This is a genomic window from Mangrovibacterium sp., assembly GCF_059905295.1.
The window spans coordinates 1-16,468 of sequence record NZ_JBZQJF010000143.1 but is presented as its reverse complement, the minus strand read 5'-3'; the positions used below and the strand labels follow the sequence as shown (position 1 = coordinate 16,468).

The following is a 16,468-nucleotide window of genomic DNA, read 5'->3' as shown; positions in this document are numbered from 1 at the left end:
GGCTCCCCGTTATTCTGATTTCGAATTGATGAATTCGAAGCAACGGATTGACGTTTCTCGCGAGATGTACGAGCGTAACCTGGGAACTATTGGTACGGAAGTCAACATAGATCGCTTAGGTTATGAAGGTGCTCTGTTGAATTTGTGGGATGGAACCTATGATTTCCAGGAATTCCAGGATCAGGTATCTTACCTTGAGACCTTAAATGCAGATTGGTTTGGGGCATTATACCAAACAGCGATTACTCAAAAACATGGCGTAAGTGCGTCAGGCGGTAGTAAAAAGAGTCGTTTCTACTTCTCCCTGGGCTACGATGATCAACAGGGGACCGAGAAAGGAGTAGATCTAAAGCGGATAACAGCGCTGTCGAAACTGGATCTTGATTTACGCAAAAACATACTGCTGTCATTTAAAATTAGCGGTTCTAAGCAGGATGCACATTATAACCATTCATCAATTAGTGCTTTTGACGAAGCTTACTACACCAGTCGCACGGTGCCTGTTTACGATCAAGAGGGAGAGCTGTTTTATCAGCATAAAAAATTGAATACGTCCGCAAGTGGAACGCATTATGGCCGGTACAATGTGTTGAACGAAATGAATAACTCACAGCGCAACATTATTAATAAGGATTTTGCTGTGTCGGCCAATTTGAGTTGGAAATTCCTGAAAAACTTTCGCTTTACAGCTTTAGCGTCTTACCGCAATACGACTAACCTTACCGAAGAGTGGATCACCGACAATACATTTTATATTGCCGAGCTGCGGACTTATGATGCTTTTAGTGATCTGGTTCAAGAGTCAGTGGATCGGTACGCTTCGGTTCCTTTTGGGGGACTTTACTCCGGAGGAATGGTTGATGCGAATACTTATAGTCTTACGAGTCAGTTGAACTACAACAAGGTAATCCGCAATAAGCACGTATTCAACGTTAACCTGGGGCACCAGGTGCGTTCCAACAAATATTGGGGAGCAACTGGCTTCACCGTTCCTGGTTACGATCATTACTACGGGCGTGGCTTTATCACCCTGGATAATCCAGGCTATACGACTGTCGATGGCGAGCAAGTGCTTGACTTTAGTAGTTACGACTATGATAACATGATCAATTGGATGACGAGCAAAGGGATGTCGGTTTACCCAACCATCACCGACCGCCTGTCGAACACCTTGTCCATGTTTGGTATTTTCAATTACGTGTATGACAATCGTTACATCCTGAACTTTAACATCCGAAGCGATGGTTCGAATACATTTGGACAGCACGAGCGTTATAAATTTAAACCAACCTGGTCGGTTTCATCTCGTTGGAATATCCATAACGAGCAATTCTGGAATAAAGGTGGAAAGGTTGACGAACTTGCTTTTCGTGCATCCTATGGTGTACGCGGTACCATGCCTAATACAAGTCCGTACCTGATTATTAAAGACTATAATCGCAATTTATCCAGTGTTTATGGCACCGAGTTTACCTCTCAATTGTCTGATTTCCCGAATGCCAATTTGCGTTGGGAGAAAACACAGACTGTTAACCTTGGTTTGAATTACAGTTTATTCCATGGACGTATTAGTGGTGCATTCGATTATGCCTATTCAAAAAGTTCGGACCTGATTCAGCTGCAACCGGTTTCGCTTGTCAATGGAACATCCACACAAGCTTACAATGTTGGTTCGAAGGATGTGAGCAGCTACGAATTTTCGGTTCGCACGGTCAACGTAAAAACGAAGAACCTGGGCTGGAGTACCAACTTTAACTTCTCGTATGAGAAAGACCGTGTGCTGGATGGTTTTGAAAGTGGAGCATCAAAAGATGGCTTGACAGTTTCAGACTACTTAAGCGGAAATATTTACCGCACAGGGTTCCCTACTAACGGCTTTTTCTCTTACCGGTTTGACGGTTTAGATGAGAATGGTCTACCTACTTTTGTTGGTTTGACAGATGATTTTGACACGCCGGATGAGCAACTGAAGGCTATGTTGAAATATGAAGGCAGCCGGGTGCCGCTCTACTATGGAGGTTTCGGAACAGAGTTCAGGTTCAAAAATTTGAGTCTCTCGGCTAACTTCACCTATAAGTTGGGTTACAAAACCCGTTTGCTGAAGCTATACAATGGTGCTCAGAATATGCCTTACCCTTATGAAAATATGAGTAGTGCCTTTGTTAACCGCTGGAGACAACCGGGAGATGAGGCAAATACTGATATTCCCGGCCTTTCGTCTGATCGATTGCTTTATCCTGCATCACAAGTGGAATTCTATAAATATGTCTTGCCCAGTGGACAAAATAACGGATGGTATATGTATGATATGAGTGATGCTCGTGTCGTAAAAGGTGACCATATCCGGTTGAGCACAGTAACCCTTTCGTACAATGTGCCGACCACTGCAAGTAAAAAAGTTGGGATTCAAAACATGAATGTGGCCTTACAAGCCAGCAACGTCGCTGTTTGGGCTTTTGATAAGAAGTTAAAAGGGCAGGATCCGGACCAGGTTAGTTCAGTTGGATTGCCAAGTTTGCCTACCTATAGTATGAGTTTAAGAATGAGTTTTTAAGAGCTGAATAGTATGAAGAAGTTAATATATATCGCACTGATTTTATTGCCCTTCTGGGGATGCAACGATTTTTTGGATGAGGTCGATCAGGATAAAATCATCCCGGAAACAACAGATCATTTCGCCTCGTTGTTGCTGTACGAGTTTAACTACTCAACAAATACAACCTATCATTTAGCCAATTATATGACTGATGACATGACTGAAAGGAACGGAGCAGACGCTACCGACGAGAAGAAAAAAGCATTAAAAACCTTTTATACCTGGCAGCGCGAGTTGGAGATTGATGAAGATGGTAATACGGTAAGTTATGCCAATGAAGCCTGGGGAAATATGTATGAGGATATTGCCATTGCAAACTATGTTATTGAATTGGTTGATAATGCAATTGGTACTGCCGAAGAAATCAATTTCATAAAAGGTGAAGCATACTTTATCCGGGCATACTCCTATTTTAACCTGTTGAACTTATATGGTGTCCCCTACAATGCAGCGACAGCAGCATCCGACTTAGGCGTTCCGTTACGTTTAGATACCGGGGTTGAACCGACTTACCGACGTAACTCGGTAGCCGAATGTTATGCGCAGATTGAAGAAGACCTGAATCAAGCCATGGCCTTGATCGAAGAAAGCGGTTTAAACAAGTCTAAATGGCACCCCAATTTAGGAGCCTGTAACTTGTTGATGTCCCGGGTTATGCTATATCAGAAGAAATGGAGCGAGGTAATTACCTATGCTGATAAGGTTTTGGATAACTACAGTTTGTCGGTTATGAGAGCAGGAACCCCTTTTATTAGTGATGAAAATGATGAAGTGCTCTATTCGTTCGAGGCAGGTAGTCTTGGTGGTTGGCCGACATCCAGCCAGAAATATTACGCTGTTACCTCCGACTTATATAACAGCTTTGATGATACTGATCGACGCAAAGCAATGTTTTTTGCTGATATGACATCGGACGGTGGCGAAAGTTACATTTGGACAGCTAAATACAATACAACCTATACGAGCATGGGGTTTAGCAACTTTAGGGTAGCCGAGGCGGTTCTCAACCGCGCTGAAGCCTATGCGGAATCGAACCAGGCAACGCTTGCAATCGACGATGTTAAAATGCTGGATGAGCACAGATACAGCAATACGGATAATGTCGTTTATCCGACTGACGATAGTGAAGTGCTGGATTATGTGCTGAGTGAGCGCCGTAAGGAGTTCTGTTTTGAGGAGCATCACCGTTGGTTTGATTTAAGAAGAATGGAAAATCGTCCGGAAATTAAGCATGTCTATTCGGTTATTGATGAGGCTGGATACCTGTTGCAAACCGAAACCTACACCTTATTCAGCGACGACCCGAACTACACGCTTCCGTTGCCATTGGAGGAGCGCGATAATAATCCGTTGATTCGCAATGTTGATCGATACGAAAAATATCCGGTAGTATCAACAGAAATAGTAATTCCGTAATTAAAATACGATTTAAGATGCAAGACGATGGCTTGCGGAACCGAATCGCAACCGTCATTCTTGCCTTATAACAAAATATAACGATATGAGACAGTTATTTATCTATACAATATTGATGGGGCTTTTGGCAACAGCTTGTCAGGAAGATGAGCTGACCCCTTCGCTGGCCGATGAAAACAGGGTTGAAGTATTGCTTGATCAACAGGGGGAATATGGCGTTCAACCCCTCATTGATGAATGGTACAACACCTATAATACCGCCGTTTTATTCGAATACCAGGATACACTCGACTTTATTTACCAGGCTGGCAGCCAAAGTGCCAATAATGTTTGGGACAATCTCGACTTTCCGGAAATCCGTAGCTTGTTTGAGACCGAAGATGGCGTACTGCCTGCTGATAGCGTTGCCGCCTACATGGCCTACGTTGAACAAGGTCTGACTTTTCTGGATACAACACTGTTCGCTTACATTGTGCCGGGAAGTGAAATTGCCGGGATGATGCCACCTAAAATTTTGATTAGTGAAAGCCTGTCGGGTTCGGCATCTTCCAATTATATCATGGAGGGTGACTATGGCGTTTCTTCGGCGAATGCTTATAACTACCATTCCGTGTTCAATGTGAATTCGATGATCTTCAACGTCAACAAAACAAACCTTGAAGTGGGAGCAGAAGCTTACAAAAAAGATAATTTCTATCTGTTCTTGTGTAAGCTACTTCAGCAAAACAGTTTGTACAGCGCGTTCGATGAAGACGTTTATAAGTATTCGGCACCGTATTTCAATACAGTGATCATGGATGCTTATGCCGAAGATTATGGTGAGGATGAAACACAATGGACGGAATTAACTCCGAATGGTAAAATTCCGCTGTCGTGGTTCCTTTCAAAAGGTTTTGTGGATGCTGCCGGCTTTTACGGGTTCAGTTTCAAAACCTACAAGGAGACGACCTACCCAACAGATGAAAACGGTGATTATATCCCTGCCGGACCTGGCGACTTATATGGTTATGTGAAAGATGCCGATGGAAATTATCTTCGTGATGAAAACGGGAGGCTTCTTAAAGTGCTGAAGGTGTATGTATACCACGATTACATTGATGTAGATGATTCTGATACATTCCTGGGAAGCCAGGCGGAGTTTATTCGTAGTTATATCAATCAATTATTGTACTGTACCTACGACAAGTTGGCGGCTTATCCGGATGATATCCAAACAGGTTTGAAGCTTGTAGCAAATAAGCTAATTGATTTAGGGATTGATCTCGTAGCGTTTAATCCCGAGTTGGAACAGTTTCTTAACTAATAACTAAAACGAAAAAGAATGTTTAAAAATAAAATATACAACATTGGGCTAATCCTGCTTTTGGGAGCCTTGATATTCGTAGCCTGCAAGCAAGACTATGAGTTTCCTGATCCGGGATTTGAAATCCAGGATCAGGATGTAATACTACGACTCGACACCATTGATACATACCATGTTGAAATTGACATGAATGTGCCGAACGGCCTGAATAACATTCAAATTCTGAATGGTTACAATTATGATTTGATCGAAGAGGTGACTGAATACCAGGGGCAAACTGAGTTCTTATTCGAGTATGACATTGATCTTACAGGTTTTGAACAGGATACCGTATTGAGCTATATCTTTCGCGCCATTGATAACGATGGACGGAGCTTTAATCGAGGGGTGAAGTTGACGGTGAAACAAAAATCCACTCCCGAAATTAAATTGGTTGGTGGAGATAATGTGGCTTTAGTATTACCGGCTTATTTGGCGAAAGCGCTGGTAACAACTGGTTTAGCTCCAATGGAGTCTATTACCATTAGTTATGAAGGTAATGAGGTAAAAACGATTACTTTCCCTGCTGATACGGCAGTGTATGAATACAAGTTGAAGGAACAAGTGATTGTTGGTCAGCTAAATGCGGATCAGGACTATCAATTGGATATTACAGTAACCGATAGAGGGATTAATTACACGAAGGCCGATGGTGATCAGATTACGCGTGAGCCTTTGAGCTACACCAAAGAGGTTACCCTTACCAAAGGATCAGGTAAAAAAGTAATTCCAAGCATGATCGTTTATAATAGTTCATACAGCAACAATCCGGTACGCCTTCTAATTTACTCCAATGCTGACTCGCAAATCGATAGTATGGCTTTACAGTATTATAGCAGCTTTGATAAGGATTATAGAGATCCCCGGGGGGCAATGGTGTTTAGTTATAACGATATGGGCATGGTTGATACCCTCAAGTTTCGTTATTATGATGTGAAAAAGGTATTTACCTACAAGGAAGGGACAACGCAGCTGGAGAAAGTTGAAGAGTGGCCAATCGATGCAACACCGGAAACAGTTCAGGATGACGATATCGTGGTTGAAGCATCTAATTTTACCTATAATGAGCTGAATCAGGCTGTATCATATTTTTATGACCCATCTTCTTACATGGTGAATGATCTGCGCTATGTCGATCCTTTTGGAATTGGTGAATATGTGGGCATTGAATTTTACGAAGGTAACAACAATATTGCTCCTCAGGCAGCTGATCGTGACTACTACGACAGTTTTGCTCCGGTGTATGCTCCGTTATACATGCCGGGTTTACCGCCAACTTTTAAATTTGAAGGGGGTTCAACAATAGGGGCCATGATTAATTTATTGTGCTACAATCCCTATTTGGCATTGGAAGTGAAAGATAGTGCAGGCGAGGTTGTAACAGAATACACGTACAATACGAATGACGATGGATATGTTTCTCAGATAACCTGGCCAGCCTTACATTTTGGTCGTGAGTACACCGATTCCTACACGGTAACTTACTAATAATTTTTGCGATGGAGGAGCTGGCTTTTTAGGGATCAACCTTTAAAAAGTCAGCTCTTTTTATTTTCACGGTCGTAAAGCTTGAAGAACTTGCAAATTCGGCTTTCTGCAAATTCATTTATCGCTAGAAGTACAGTCAATTTAAAGACAGGGGATTCACCTGCGAGTTAGATGCAATGATTAAAAAACTGTCAAAAAAAGAATTCGAATCCTGTTTGCGTCAAATGGTTGATTTTGACCATTGTTTGCGAACGACAATCTGGCCTGAAAGCTAGATTAGTCAATTACAGAAAGTATACTGTTGTGTGAAAAGTCGGTTCATTTAGTAATGAACTGACTTTTTTTTTGATGTTGTTGTCACTCTTCATCCTTTTTTTTCGGTCTTAATAGTAAATCACCTGAACCAGAAGTTACAACCTGCTTAGTTAAGAATATTTAAATCGAATTAAAAAATAAATTCATGATCAGATTAAAGACGATTTTAGTCGTTCTTGCCATCTTTTTGGGAGGACAGTTATTTGCCGAAGGAATTGATTTTAAGCAAATCTCGTTTGAGGAAGCGTTAGCCCAGGCACAGCAGGAAAATAAGCTGGTTTTTATTGATTTTTATACGGAATGGTGTGGCCCTTGTAAAATGATGGCTAACAATGTCTTTCCGAACGAGAAAGTTGGGAACCTCTATAACCGGGAATTTATCAATATTCAGTTGGATGCTGAAAAAGCGGGGAAGGCAGCAGCTCAAAAATACGGTGTAAATGCCTATCCAACCACTGTTTTTATCAATGGTAAAGGCGAAATGGTGTATAAGAAAGTTGGCTACCGGGATATTGCCGCTGCCATTACAATGGGTAAAGAAGCTATTGCAGCCGTAAATAATGGATATAGCATAGCCGATCTAAAGGCGGAGTATGAAAGTAAAAAGAATGATGAGCGGTTTTTGAAACTTTACATCGCGAAGATGATCGACTACCGGGAAGAGCCGTACGATGCGATTGAAGCCTGGCTAAAAATCCAAACCGAAATCAAAGAGAACGATGTCGATATGATGGAATACCTTTTTAACCATCGGAAATTCTTGCTGGTTGATGGTAAAGCCGAGGAAATTCTGAAAGCTAACTACAACGAATATTGGGATATTGCCACTCACGCCGAAGAAAAAATACTGGAAAGCATGCAGGCAACTTTGGTGTACAATACCAGGCAAGTAGCTTATAAAACGCGTGATCCCAAGCTTATGCGAGCCTTTATAACAAAGTGGAAGGAACTGCCGGGTAGCGCAGAAAAAACGGATGAGCTGAAAGGCTATGAGTTGAACTACTGTTTTCTGGCAAAGGATGCTGAAGGCTACAAACAATTGGCTACTGCTTATATGGATAGTATGATGGCTGCCAAAACATTGGATCAAATCCATGCTGATGATAAAGCGACTTACGACGACTACAAAGCTACCAAATATGCGCCAAGTATTATGGGAGACAGGACCCTCGAAAAAATGGCCAAAGGAGTCGAAGCTACAGCTCAAAAAAACACGATCGTAAATATTGGTTCCAAATTCTTGAAATTCACAGAGAACAAGAAAGAATATAAGCAGTTACTGTCGTGGATTGACTATGGAGATCAATTGGCACCGGGCGACTCCGCTCTGGAAAAGCTTAGAGCGAATGTGCTTCGTAAGAAGTGAGTTGCCGAAGATGAAAAAAGGAAAAAAGTGAAAAACGTTTAGCGTACGATAAATACACAAAAAATGAAAAAAATATATGCTCTTATTCTTTTCCTGGTTGCACCAATGCTTCTGATGGCCCAGGGAATTCATTTCGAACACGGAACTTTGGCGCAAGCCCTGGCAAAAGCAAAGGCCGAAAATAAATTGGTCTTTATTGACGGTTATGCTGTATGGTGCGGACCGTGCAAGCACATGGCGAATACGGTTTTTTTAGAAGATACTGTTGGTAAATACTTCGATGAGAATTTCGTAGCTCTGAAAGTTGATGTGGAGCGCGGAGAAGGACCGGATATTAAACGGAAGTATGGCATTAGCGGGTTGCCTGGCTATGTTTTTCTTGACGGAGACGGTACTGTTGTTTACCGTTTTGAAGCATCAATGTCAACGGAAAAATTCCTGGAGAAGGTGAAACTGGCTGTTGCCTATGGTAAAGATCCGAACAGTGTCGGTCGGTTGGCCGAGCGGTACAAGAATGAAAAGGACGATGAAAAATTTGTTCGCATGTACCTGGATAAGCTGAAAGAATCACACTCAACAGGCTATACTGATGTCGTGGAGCATTACCTGAAAATGCAAACGACAATGGATGAAAGCAGCAAGGAAATGGTGACATTCCTGGCTGATCATGCCGATGAATTGGTCTATGGGGGAAAAGCTGACGAAATCATTCAGCGGAATAATGGTTCTGATGCCTGGAAGCAGTGGGTACGTAAAGATATTCGTGAGATTTTCCAAAAGTTACCCCGAAATATGCTGGAAAGTACGACGGACTACGCCGTTTTAAAGCGCGATACAACGATTCTGGAATATGTTTTGTCTCGCGCAAGCGAAGCCGGAGCTGTGGCAGATGATAAACAACGTGAGCGTTTGTATATTTTCTATTACGAACAAACCGGTCAGGGAGATAAATTTAAAGCTTTGGAATATCCCCAAAACGAAGCGTTTTTTCAGTCGTTGGATGTGCCGAAGTTGCGGGCAGACTACGAGGATAACCTGCGCCTCAGGGCAGAAGGAGACAGCCGTGCGCTTTATACCCACCCATATGCGATTCGTAATGCCGCACAGATTTATAGCATGGTATTCACCTATGCCAAATTTGTGACAACCGAGAAGGATAAAGCGGATGTGGTTCGCTGGATGAAAGCAGCTTACGAGATGATGCCGGGAGATGCAACGGTGATGAGTCAATACGCTAATATTCTGTATAAGTTTGGGGACAATAAGGCCGAAGCGATTAAAATCAAAGAAGAAGCCCTTGAAATTGCGAAGAAGGAAGATATTAAGCATAGCTCAGCCATTAAAATTGACCTGGACTTAATGAAAGCAGGCAAAGAAATCACCTTGACCTAATAATTTTCACCTGTAGAAAAAATGATGATCTGTATAAAGAATATTGCTTTAACTTTTTTATTTGCCAGTGTCTTGTTCGTTGGAACAGCCTTCTCACAAGGAATCGACTTCAAACATATTCCCTTCGATCAGGCCTTGGAGCAAGCTAAAGCACAGGACAAACTAGTCTTCATCGACTTTTATACCGAGTGGTGTGGCCCTTGTAAAAAGCTGGCTGCTGGCCCCTTTAAAGAACAAGCGAACGGTGATTTCTTCAATAAAAACTTCATCAGCCTGAAGCTGGATGCCGAAAAAGAAGGACGGAAAGCTGCGTCTCGCTATCAGGTGAGATCGTATCCAACCTTATTGTTCGTTAATGGAGCCGGAGAGATTATTCATCGCGGTGCCAGCAGAAATGGTAGCGACTTAATTGGCTTTGGAAAAGAGGCTTTGAATGCTGTTAATGCCAAGTATAGCTGGGAGAAGTTGCAGGAATTGTTTCCTGCCAAACAAGATGATGAAGCGTTCCTGAAGCTCTATTACCAAAAGATGATCGAATTCGGTGCCGACGCATCAAAAGGGCTGGATGCCTGGTTGAAGGTGCAAACCGAATTTGATGAACCGAGTGAAGAGATGATGCAGTTTTTGCTGAAGAATTCAGTGAACGTGTATTGTGGTACAAAGGCGGAAGAGATCTTTAATGCGAACTATGACCATTACCTGGCCCAGGCAACGGGTACTCAGAAAATTAGTGTTGAGCGTTTCCGTCAGGGCATGTTTTCCCGTACCGTAAAAAAGGCGAAAAGAAGCGGAAGTGTTTCTTTGATGCAGGTGGTGATTGATCGCTGTCAGCAATACGGTATAAAGCCAAGAATGGATGAAAACTTACAAACCTATCGAATGGACTATTATCGTTTTTCAAAGGATTACGATGCCTTTAAGCGATTGGCCGAAACCTATGTCGATAGTTTAATGTCGCTGCAATCGGTTAAGAAAATTCACGAGGAGGATGCCAAAGACTATGAGTGGTATGCCAAGGGCAAGGAGGCAGGTAAAGATGCCTTAACCGACCTGATGTTACAAAAGTACAAGGAAGGGTTAAGGGCGAACCATTTGGTAGAAGCCATTGCAGAAGTAGGCCGCAAATATATGGCCGTGAAGGAAGGTAAGAAAGAAACCAAGATATTGAACAAGTGGATTGATTACTGCTACGAGTTGATCCCCGGACAATACTGGGTGGATAACCTGAAAGCCGACTTGCTTTACAAGGAAGGCAAGACAAAGGATGCTATTGCCTTGAAAGCAGCAGCCATCGAAAAAATGCCTTTCACGGTTAAGAAAAAAGTGAACTTTCAACATGAGTTGGAAGTCATGGAGCAGCAACAAAATTGATGGGTCGCTTGACCAGGTCAAGAGAACGGGTTAATAAAGTAAAAGTGGATTTTTAGACAGCTTCATATAGAGCGCTTGATAACAGTTTCTTAAGAACGATAACTTCAGGCGCTCTTTCTTATTCAATCCGAAATAGTGAGTGATGACGGGGAGCTCATGATGCTGTTTAATGCCCGTCTTCGAATGTTAAGAGTATAAATATCAAAATAATTTCCAGCCGAAAATTATCAGCTATGATTAGATTATTTCTTTTACAGGTGGCTGTTTTGCTCACCAGTACGTTGTCATTTGGACAACAATTTACCGATTTGTCTAAGGAAGTTCCATTTGACGCCTCCATCCGACATGGTGTGTTGCCCAATGGCTTAACGTACTATATTAAGCATAATGAGAATCCGAAAGGATTGGCCAGTTTCTACATTTACCAAAACGTAGGTGCATCACTTGAGACGGACGAGCAGGACGGATTGGCGCACTTTCTGGAGCATATGGCCTTTAACGGTACCAAGAACTTCCCGGGAAAGGCCATGTTGGACATGCTGGAGAAAAACGGGGTGAAATTCGGTCGCGATGTAAATGCCTACACGACCCGTAACGAGACGGTGTATAATATGAGCCGTGTACCTGCTACCCGTGAAGGTTTAGTGGACTCCTGTCTGTTGGTGTTGCACGACTGGTGCGACGATCTTTCACTGGATAAAGCGGAAATTGATGCCGAGCGTGGTGTCATTTCTGAAGAATGGCGTACTCGGCATAATGCAAAATTTCGTGTTCAGGGAAAAATCGCTCCAACCCTGTTTAATCATACCATTTACGCTGATCGCGATGTAATCGGTGATTTGAATGTTATTAAAAATTTCGATCCAAAAGAATTACGTGCTTTTTACCATAACTGGTACCGTACCGATCTGCAGGCAGTAGCCATTGTTGGGGATATTGATGTGGATGCTGTTGAGGCGAAAGTGAAAGCCCTGTTCTCAGCCATTCCGGCCATCGAAAACCCCAAAGAACGGAAGTTGGTTGAAATTCCGGACAACGATAAGCCCGAGTATGTACAGGTGATGGAGCCGGAATATAAGAACGTAAGCATCAACCTGAAAACCCGCTTTAAAAATGACAGTGATAACACGCTGGCCAGTTTGCGTGAAGATTATATTCACAGCTTTTTCAATGCCTTGATGAATGCCCGGTTCAAAGAGAAGGTGCTGAAGGCCAAGCAGCCTTACCAACGTGGCAGCGTAGGCTTTGGTGGATTGGAGCGTGGTTATGGAACCTTCGACGTGTATGCCAGCTGCGAGCCGGGTAAAGAGGCTGAAGGTTTCGAGGCTGTTTACACCGAGTTGGAGCGTGTACTTCGCTATGGGTTTACCGAAGGCGAGTTGGAGCGATTAAAAACAAACATGCTCGTGAGGATGGAAAACAGCTATAAGAAGCGGGACTTGATTAGCTCTGATGCTTATTGTAAAGCCCTGAAAACAGCTTATCTCACCAAGGTTTCCATTCCCGATGCAGAATTTAAATACCAATTCGCCAAAGCAATAATCCCTGGAATTACGCTGGAAGATGTGTCGTCGGTAGCGGCGAAATACCTGACGGATATCAACCGGGCGTACATCATTACCGGACCGCAACGCGAAGCAGGAACCGTGTTTATTGGGCAGGATGAATTGGAAGCCATCATCGCTAAGGTGCAAGCCAGTGATTTGGAACCCTACGTAGATAATACACCGGAGTCAACAGAACTGCTTCGTACTTTGCCCGAAGCGGGCGAGATTGTCTCTGAAAAGAAAATTGAAGAGTTTAATGCTACCGAGTGGACCTTGTCGAATGGTGCAAAAGTGGTCTATAAATACGACGATTACGTGAAAGATGCCGTTGTTTTGAGTGCTAAAAGTAATGGTGGTAGCTCGTTGTATGGTGTAGACGACCTCCCCTCATTTTATGCTGCAGATGAGTTTATTGGTGGATTCGGTATCGGTGACTATGATCCGATTGCATTTAAGAAAGTCACAACGGGAAAAACTGCTTCCTGTGGCTATAAATTCGGAGGTTATTCGGAGTCTGTTTCTGCCAGCGCCAAGAGGGCTGATCTGGAAACCATGATGCAATTGGTGTATATGCGTTTTGAAGAACCTCGTTTCGATCGGGAATACTTCGATCGCCTGATGGAAATTAACTACAAGAATGCCGCCAGCCAGGTGAAAACTCCCCAATCGATTATGCGCGACACCCTGAATTCGATTTTGGCCAACGGTAATCCACGCAATTTGAAATTCAGCAAAGAATACCTGGATAAAATTGATTTTGACAAGATGAAGAAGATCTATAATGAACGCTTTGCCAGCGCCGATGACTTCACCTTCTTTATTGTTGGCGATGTGTCGGAAGAAGAGCTAAAGCCTTTGGTGGAGCAATACATCGGTTCAATTCATTCCAGCGGTAAAACGGAAAAATGGGTCGACAATGGTGATTATTACCCAACTGGCAAAAAGAATTATCGCATTGAAGTGCCCATGGCAGAATCCAAGGCAACCGTTATTCTGAAGTTTAGAAATGCCTACAATTATTCGCGTGAAGCGGTGATTTACCAAAGTATTTTAGGTTCAATTCTGAACCTGCGCTATACCGAGAATATTCGCGAAAAGGAAGGTGGCACCTATGGTGTAACTGTAAAACCATCTTTTTCCCGTATTCCGGATGTGAAATACGGACTGGATATTCGCTTTAATTGTGACCCGGCGAAGGCTGATCATTTGAAGGAGTTGGCATTGAGAGAATTGAAGGTCATTCAAAAGAATGTTCAACAAACTGATCTTGACAAAGTCGTGCTGAATATGAAAAAGAATTACGACCAGCAGGTTGAAAATAACGGTTACTGGATGTCGGTACTCCAAACTTACTACTCGACCAAAGAGGACAAGTTGGATCCGGGTTACTTCGAAAATATTGTTGACAATGTGACAACAAAAGACATTGAGAAAGCAGCTAAGAAGTTCCTGAAAAATGCCGACGAGCTGGACTTTGTTTTTGTGCCTGAAGATAACATCTAATTGTTAGTTCCTTTGTAAGTGTTTGAATATGTTTGTTTTGTAGAGGCCGTCCTTTGGGGCGGCCTTTTCTGTTTTATAGGGCAGTTGTTGGCTCTTTATTGGTCCTAAAGAAATAGTTCGCCGGGTAGATTTCAAATAGTGGTTGAACAACCTGGTGCTTTATTTCGAAATGAGCAAGGAGAGTTCGGTTTGGTACGCTATTTTTAAGTTTTTTTTTGACAGAATTGAGCCGAATTTATCTTTGCTGATTATTTTACCTTTTGTTTTGGGGGTAAATGGTCATTTTGTCGTTTTATAATTAGAACACGAATTAAATCAATAATAAAACAATCGATAATCACTACAATGAAAAGAAAACTATTAGCCGTCGCCTTCTTGTTGGCTGGTTTTGGCGCTTATGCGCAGGACTACTGGCAAAATCCGGAGGTGAATGAGGTAAACCGGGAACCCATGCACAGTGCATTTTTTGCGTACGAATCGCAAGATGCAGCAGAAGTGGGATGTCAAGAAAGTTCAACAAATTTTATGAGCCTGAACGGGACCTGGAAATTCAACTGGGTTCGAAATGCGTGGCAACGCCCAACTGACTTTTACAAGGTTGATTTGAATGATAAAGGCTGGGACAACATCCAGGTTCCCGGGCTTTGGGAACTGAATGGTTACGGCGATCCGCAGTATGTCAATATTGGTTATGCATGGCGCGAACAATACAAGAACAATCCGCCAATTGTTCCCGAAGAAAATAATCATGTTGGCACTTACCGAAGGGAAATTGAAATTCCGGCAAATTGGAGTGGCCAGGAAATTTTTGCTCATTTTGGATCAGTAACGTCTAATATGAGCCTTTACGTCAACGGCAAATTTGTTGGATATAGCGAGGACAGTAAGCTTGAGGCTGAATTCAACCTGACTAAATATTTGAAGCCGGGTAAAAACCTGATCGCCTTTCAAACATTCCGCTGGTGCGATGGCAGCTACCTGGAGGACCAGGACTTCTGGCGTTTTTCGGGTGTAGGCCGCGATTGCTTTTTGTATGCGCGCAACAAAACACACATCCAGGATCTGAAAGTAACACCTGATTTGGTGAATGATTATACCGATGGAAAACTGACTGTTAAAGTTAATTTGACCGGTAAAGCTTCGGTTGACCTGAAACTAACGGACAAAGACGGTATTGTTGTTGCTGAAAAAGAGCTTTCCGGCTCAGGCGAACTGACAACTGAATTTGAAGTTTCGAATCCAGCTAAATGGACCGCAGAAACTCCCGTGCTTTATAATTTAATGGCTACGCTAAGCCAGTCGGGAGCGGTTAAAGAAGTTATTCCCGTAAAAGTTGGTTTCCGTAAGGTGGAAATGATAAACAACCAGCTATGCATCAATGGTCAACCCATCCTGATCAAAGGGGTGAACCGCCACGAATTGGATCCTGATGGTGGTTATGTGGTTTCAAAAGAACGCATGATTCAAGATATCCTGATGATGAAAAAATTCAATGTAAATGCCGTTCGTACCTGCCATTATCCGGATAACTCGTTGTGGTACGACCTGTGCGACCAATACGGAATTTACATGGTTGCCGAAGCGAATATCGAATCGCACGGAATGGGCTATGGCCCCGAAACGCTGGCTAAAAATCCGGTCTATGCCAAAGCTCACCTGCAACGCGACCAACGCAATGTGCTGCGTAATTATAACCATCCGGCCGTTATCATTTGGTCGATGGGGAATGAAGCTGGTTTTGGTCCCAACTTCGAAGCTGTCTACAAGTGGATCAAAGCTTACGATCCGTCCCGTCCGGTGCAGTACGAGCAAGCTAAAGAGAATGACTTTACCGATATTTTCTGCCCGATGTACTACAACTATAAGAACTGTGAGAAGTACGGTCAGTCGGATAAAAAGAAGCCATTGATTCAGTGTGAATATGCCCACGCAATGGGAAATTCAGAAGGTGGATTTAAAGAATATTGGGAGCTAATCCGCAAATATCCGCTGTACCAGGGCGGTTTCATCTGGGATTTTGTTGACCAGTCTATTCATTGGAAAAATAAGGATGGCCAGTCAATTTATGCTTATGGCGGCGACTTCAATCCCTATGATGCCAATGATAATAATTTCAACGATAATGGTTTAAT

Annotated in this window: 9 protein-coding genes; all 9 read left to right on the top strand. The window is 42.8% G+C overall.

Features of this window, described 5'->3' with window-relative positions; translation table 11 throughout:
- A partial coding sequence (locus tag AC37HE_RS07635) for a SusC/RagA family TonB-linked outer membrane protein (RefSeq protein WP_500782217.1) occupies positions 1-2,554 on the top strand: 2,554 nt, incomplete at its 5' end.
- A 12-nt stretch (positions 2,555-2,566) separates the two neighbouring features.
- On the top strand, positions 2,567-4,012 hold the full coding sequence (locus AC37HE_RS07630) for a RagB/SusD family nutrient uptake outer membrane protein (protein WP_500782216.1): 1,446 nt from the start codon (positions 2,567-2,569) through the stop codon (positions 4,010-4,012).
- A gap of 85 nt (positions 4,013-4,097) precedes the next feature.
- Positions 4,098-5,315, top strand: coding sequence for a hypothetical protein (locus tag AC37HE_RS07625; protein ID WP_500782215.1), 1,218 nt, complete (start codon positions 4,098-4,100; stop codon positions 5,313-5,315).
- Positions 5,316-5,333: 18 nt separating this feature from the next.
- The gene (locus AC37HE_RS07620; protein WP_500782213.1) at positions 5,334-6,842 is read left to right on the top strand and encodes a hypothetical protein; all 1,509 of its coding nucleotides are present in this window, start codon (positions 5,334-5,336) and stop codon (positions 6,840-6,842) included.
- A gap of 460 nt (positions 6,843-7,302) precedes the next feature.
- Positions 7,303-8,523, top strand: a complete 1,221-nt coding sequence (locus AC37HE_RS07615) for a thioredoxin fold domain-containing protein (protein ID WP_500782212.1) — start codon at positions 7,303-7,305, stop codon at positions 8,521-8,523.
- Between the two features lie 63 nt (positions 8,524-8,586).
- On the top strand, positions 8,587-9,915 hold the full coding sequence (locus AC37HE_RS07610; protein ID WP_500782210.1) for a thioredoxin fold domain-containing protein: 1,329 nt from the start codon (positions 8,587-8,589) through the stop codon (positions 9,913-9,915).
- Between the two features lie 21 nt (positions 9,916-9,936).
- On the top strand, positions 9,937-11,286 hold the full coding sequence (locus AC37HE_RS07605) for a thioredoxin family protein (RefSeq protein ID WP_500782209.1): 1,350 nt from the start codon (positions 9,937-9,939) through the stop codon (positions 11,284-11,286).
- A gap of 233 nt (positions 11,287-11,519) precedes the next feature.
- On the top strand, positions 11,520-14,336 hold the full coding sequence (locus tag AC37HE_RS07600; RefSeq protein WP_500782208.1) for a M16 family metallopeptidase: 2,817 nt from the start codon (positions 11,520-11,522) through the stop codon (positions 14,334-14,336).
- Positions 14,337-14,681: 345 nt separating this feature from the next.
- On the top strand, positions 14,682-16,468 hold a 1,787-nt coding region (locus AC37HE_RS07595), incomplete at its 3' end, for a glycoside hydrolase family 2 TIM barrel-domain containing protein (protein ID WP_500782207.1).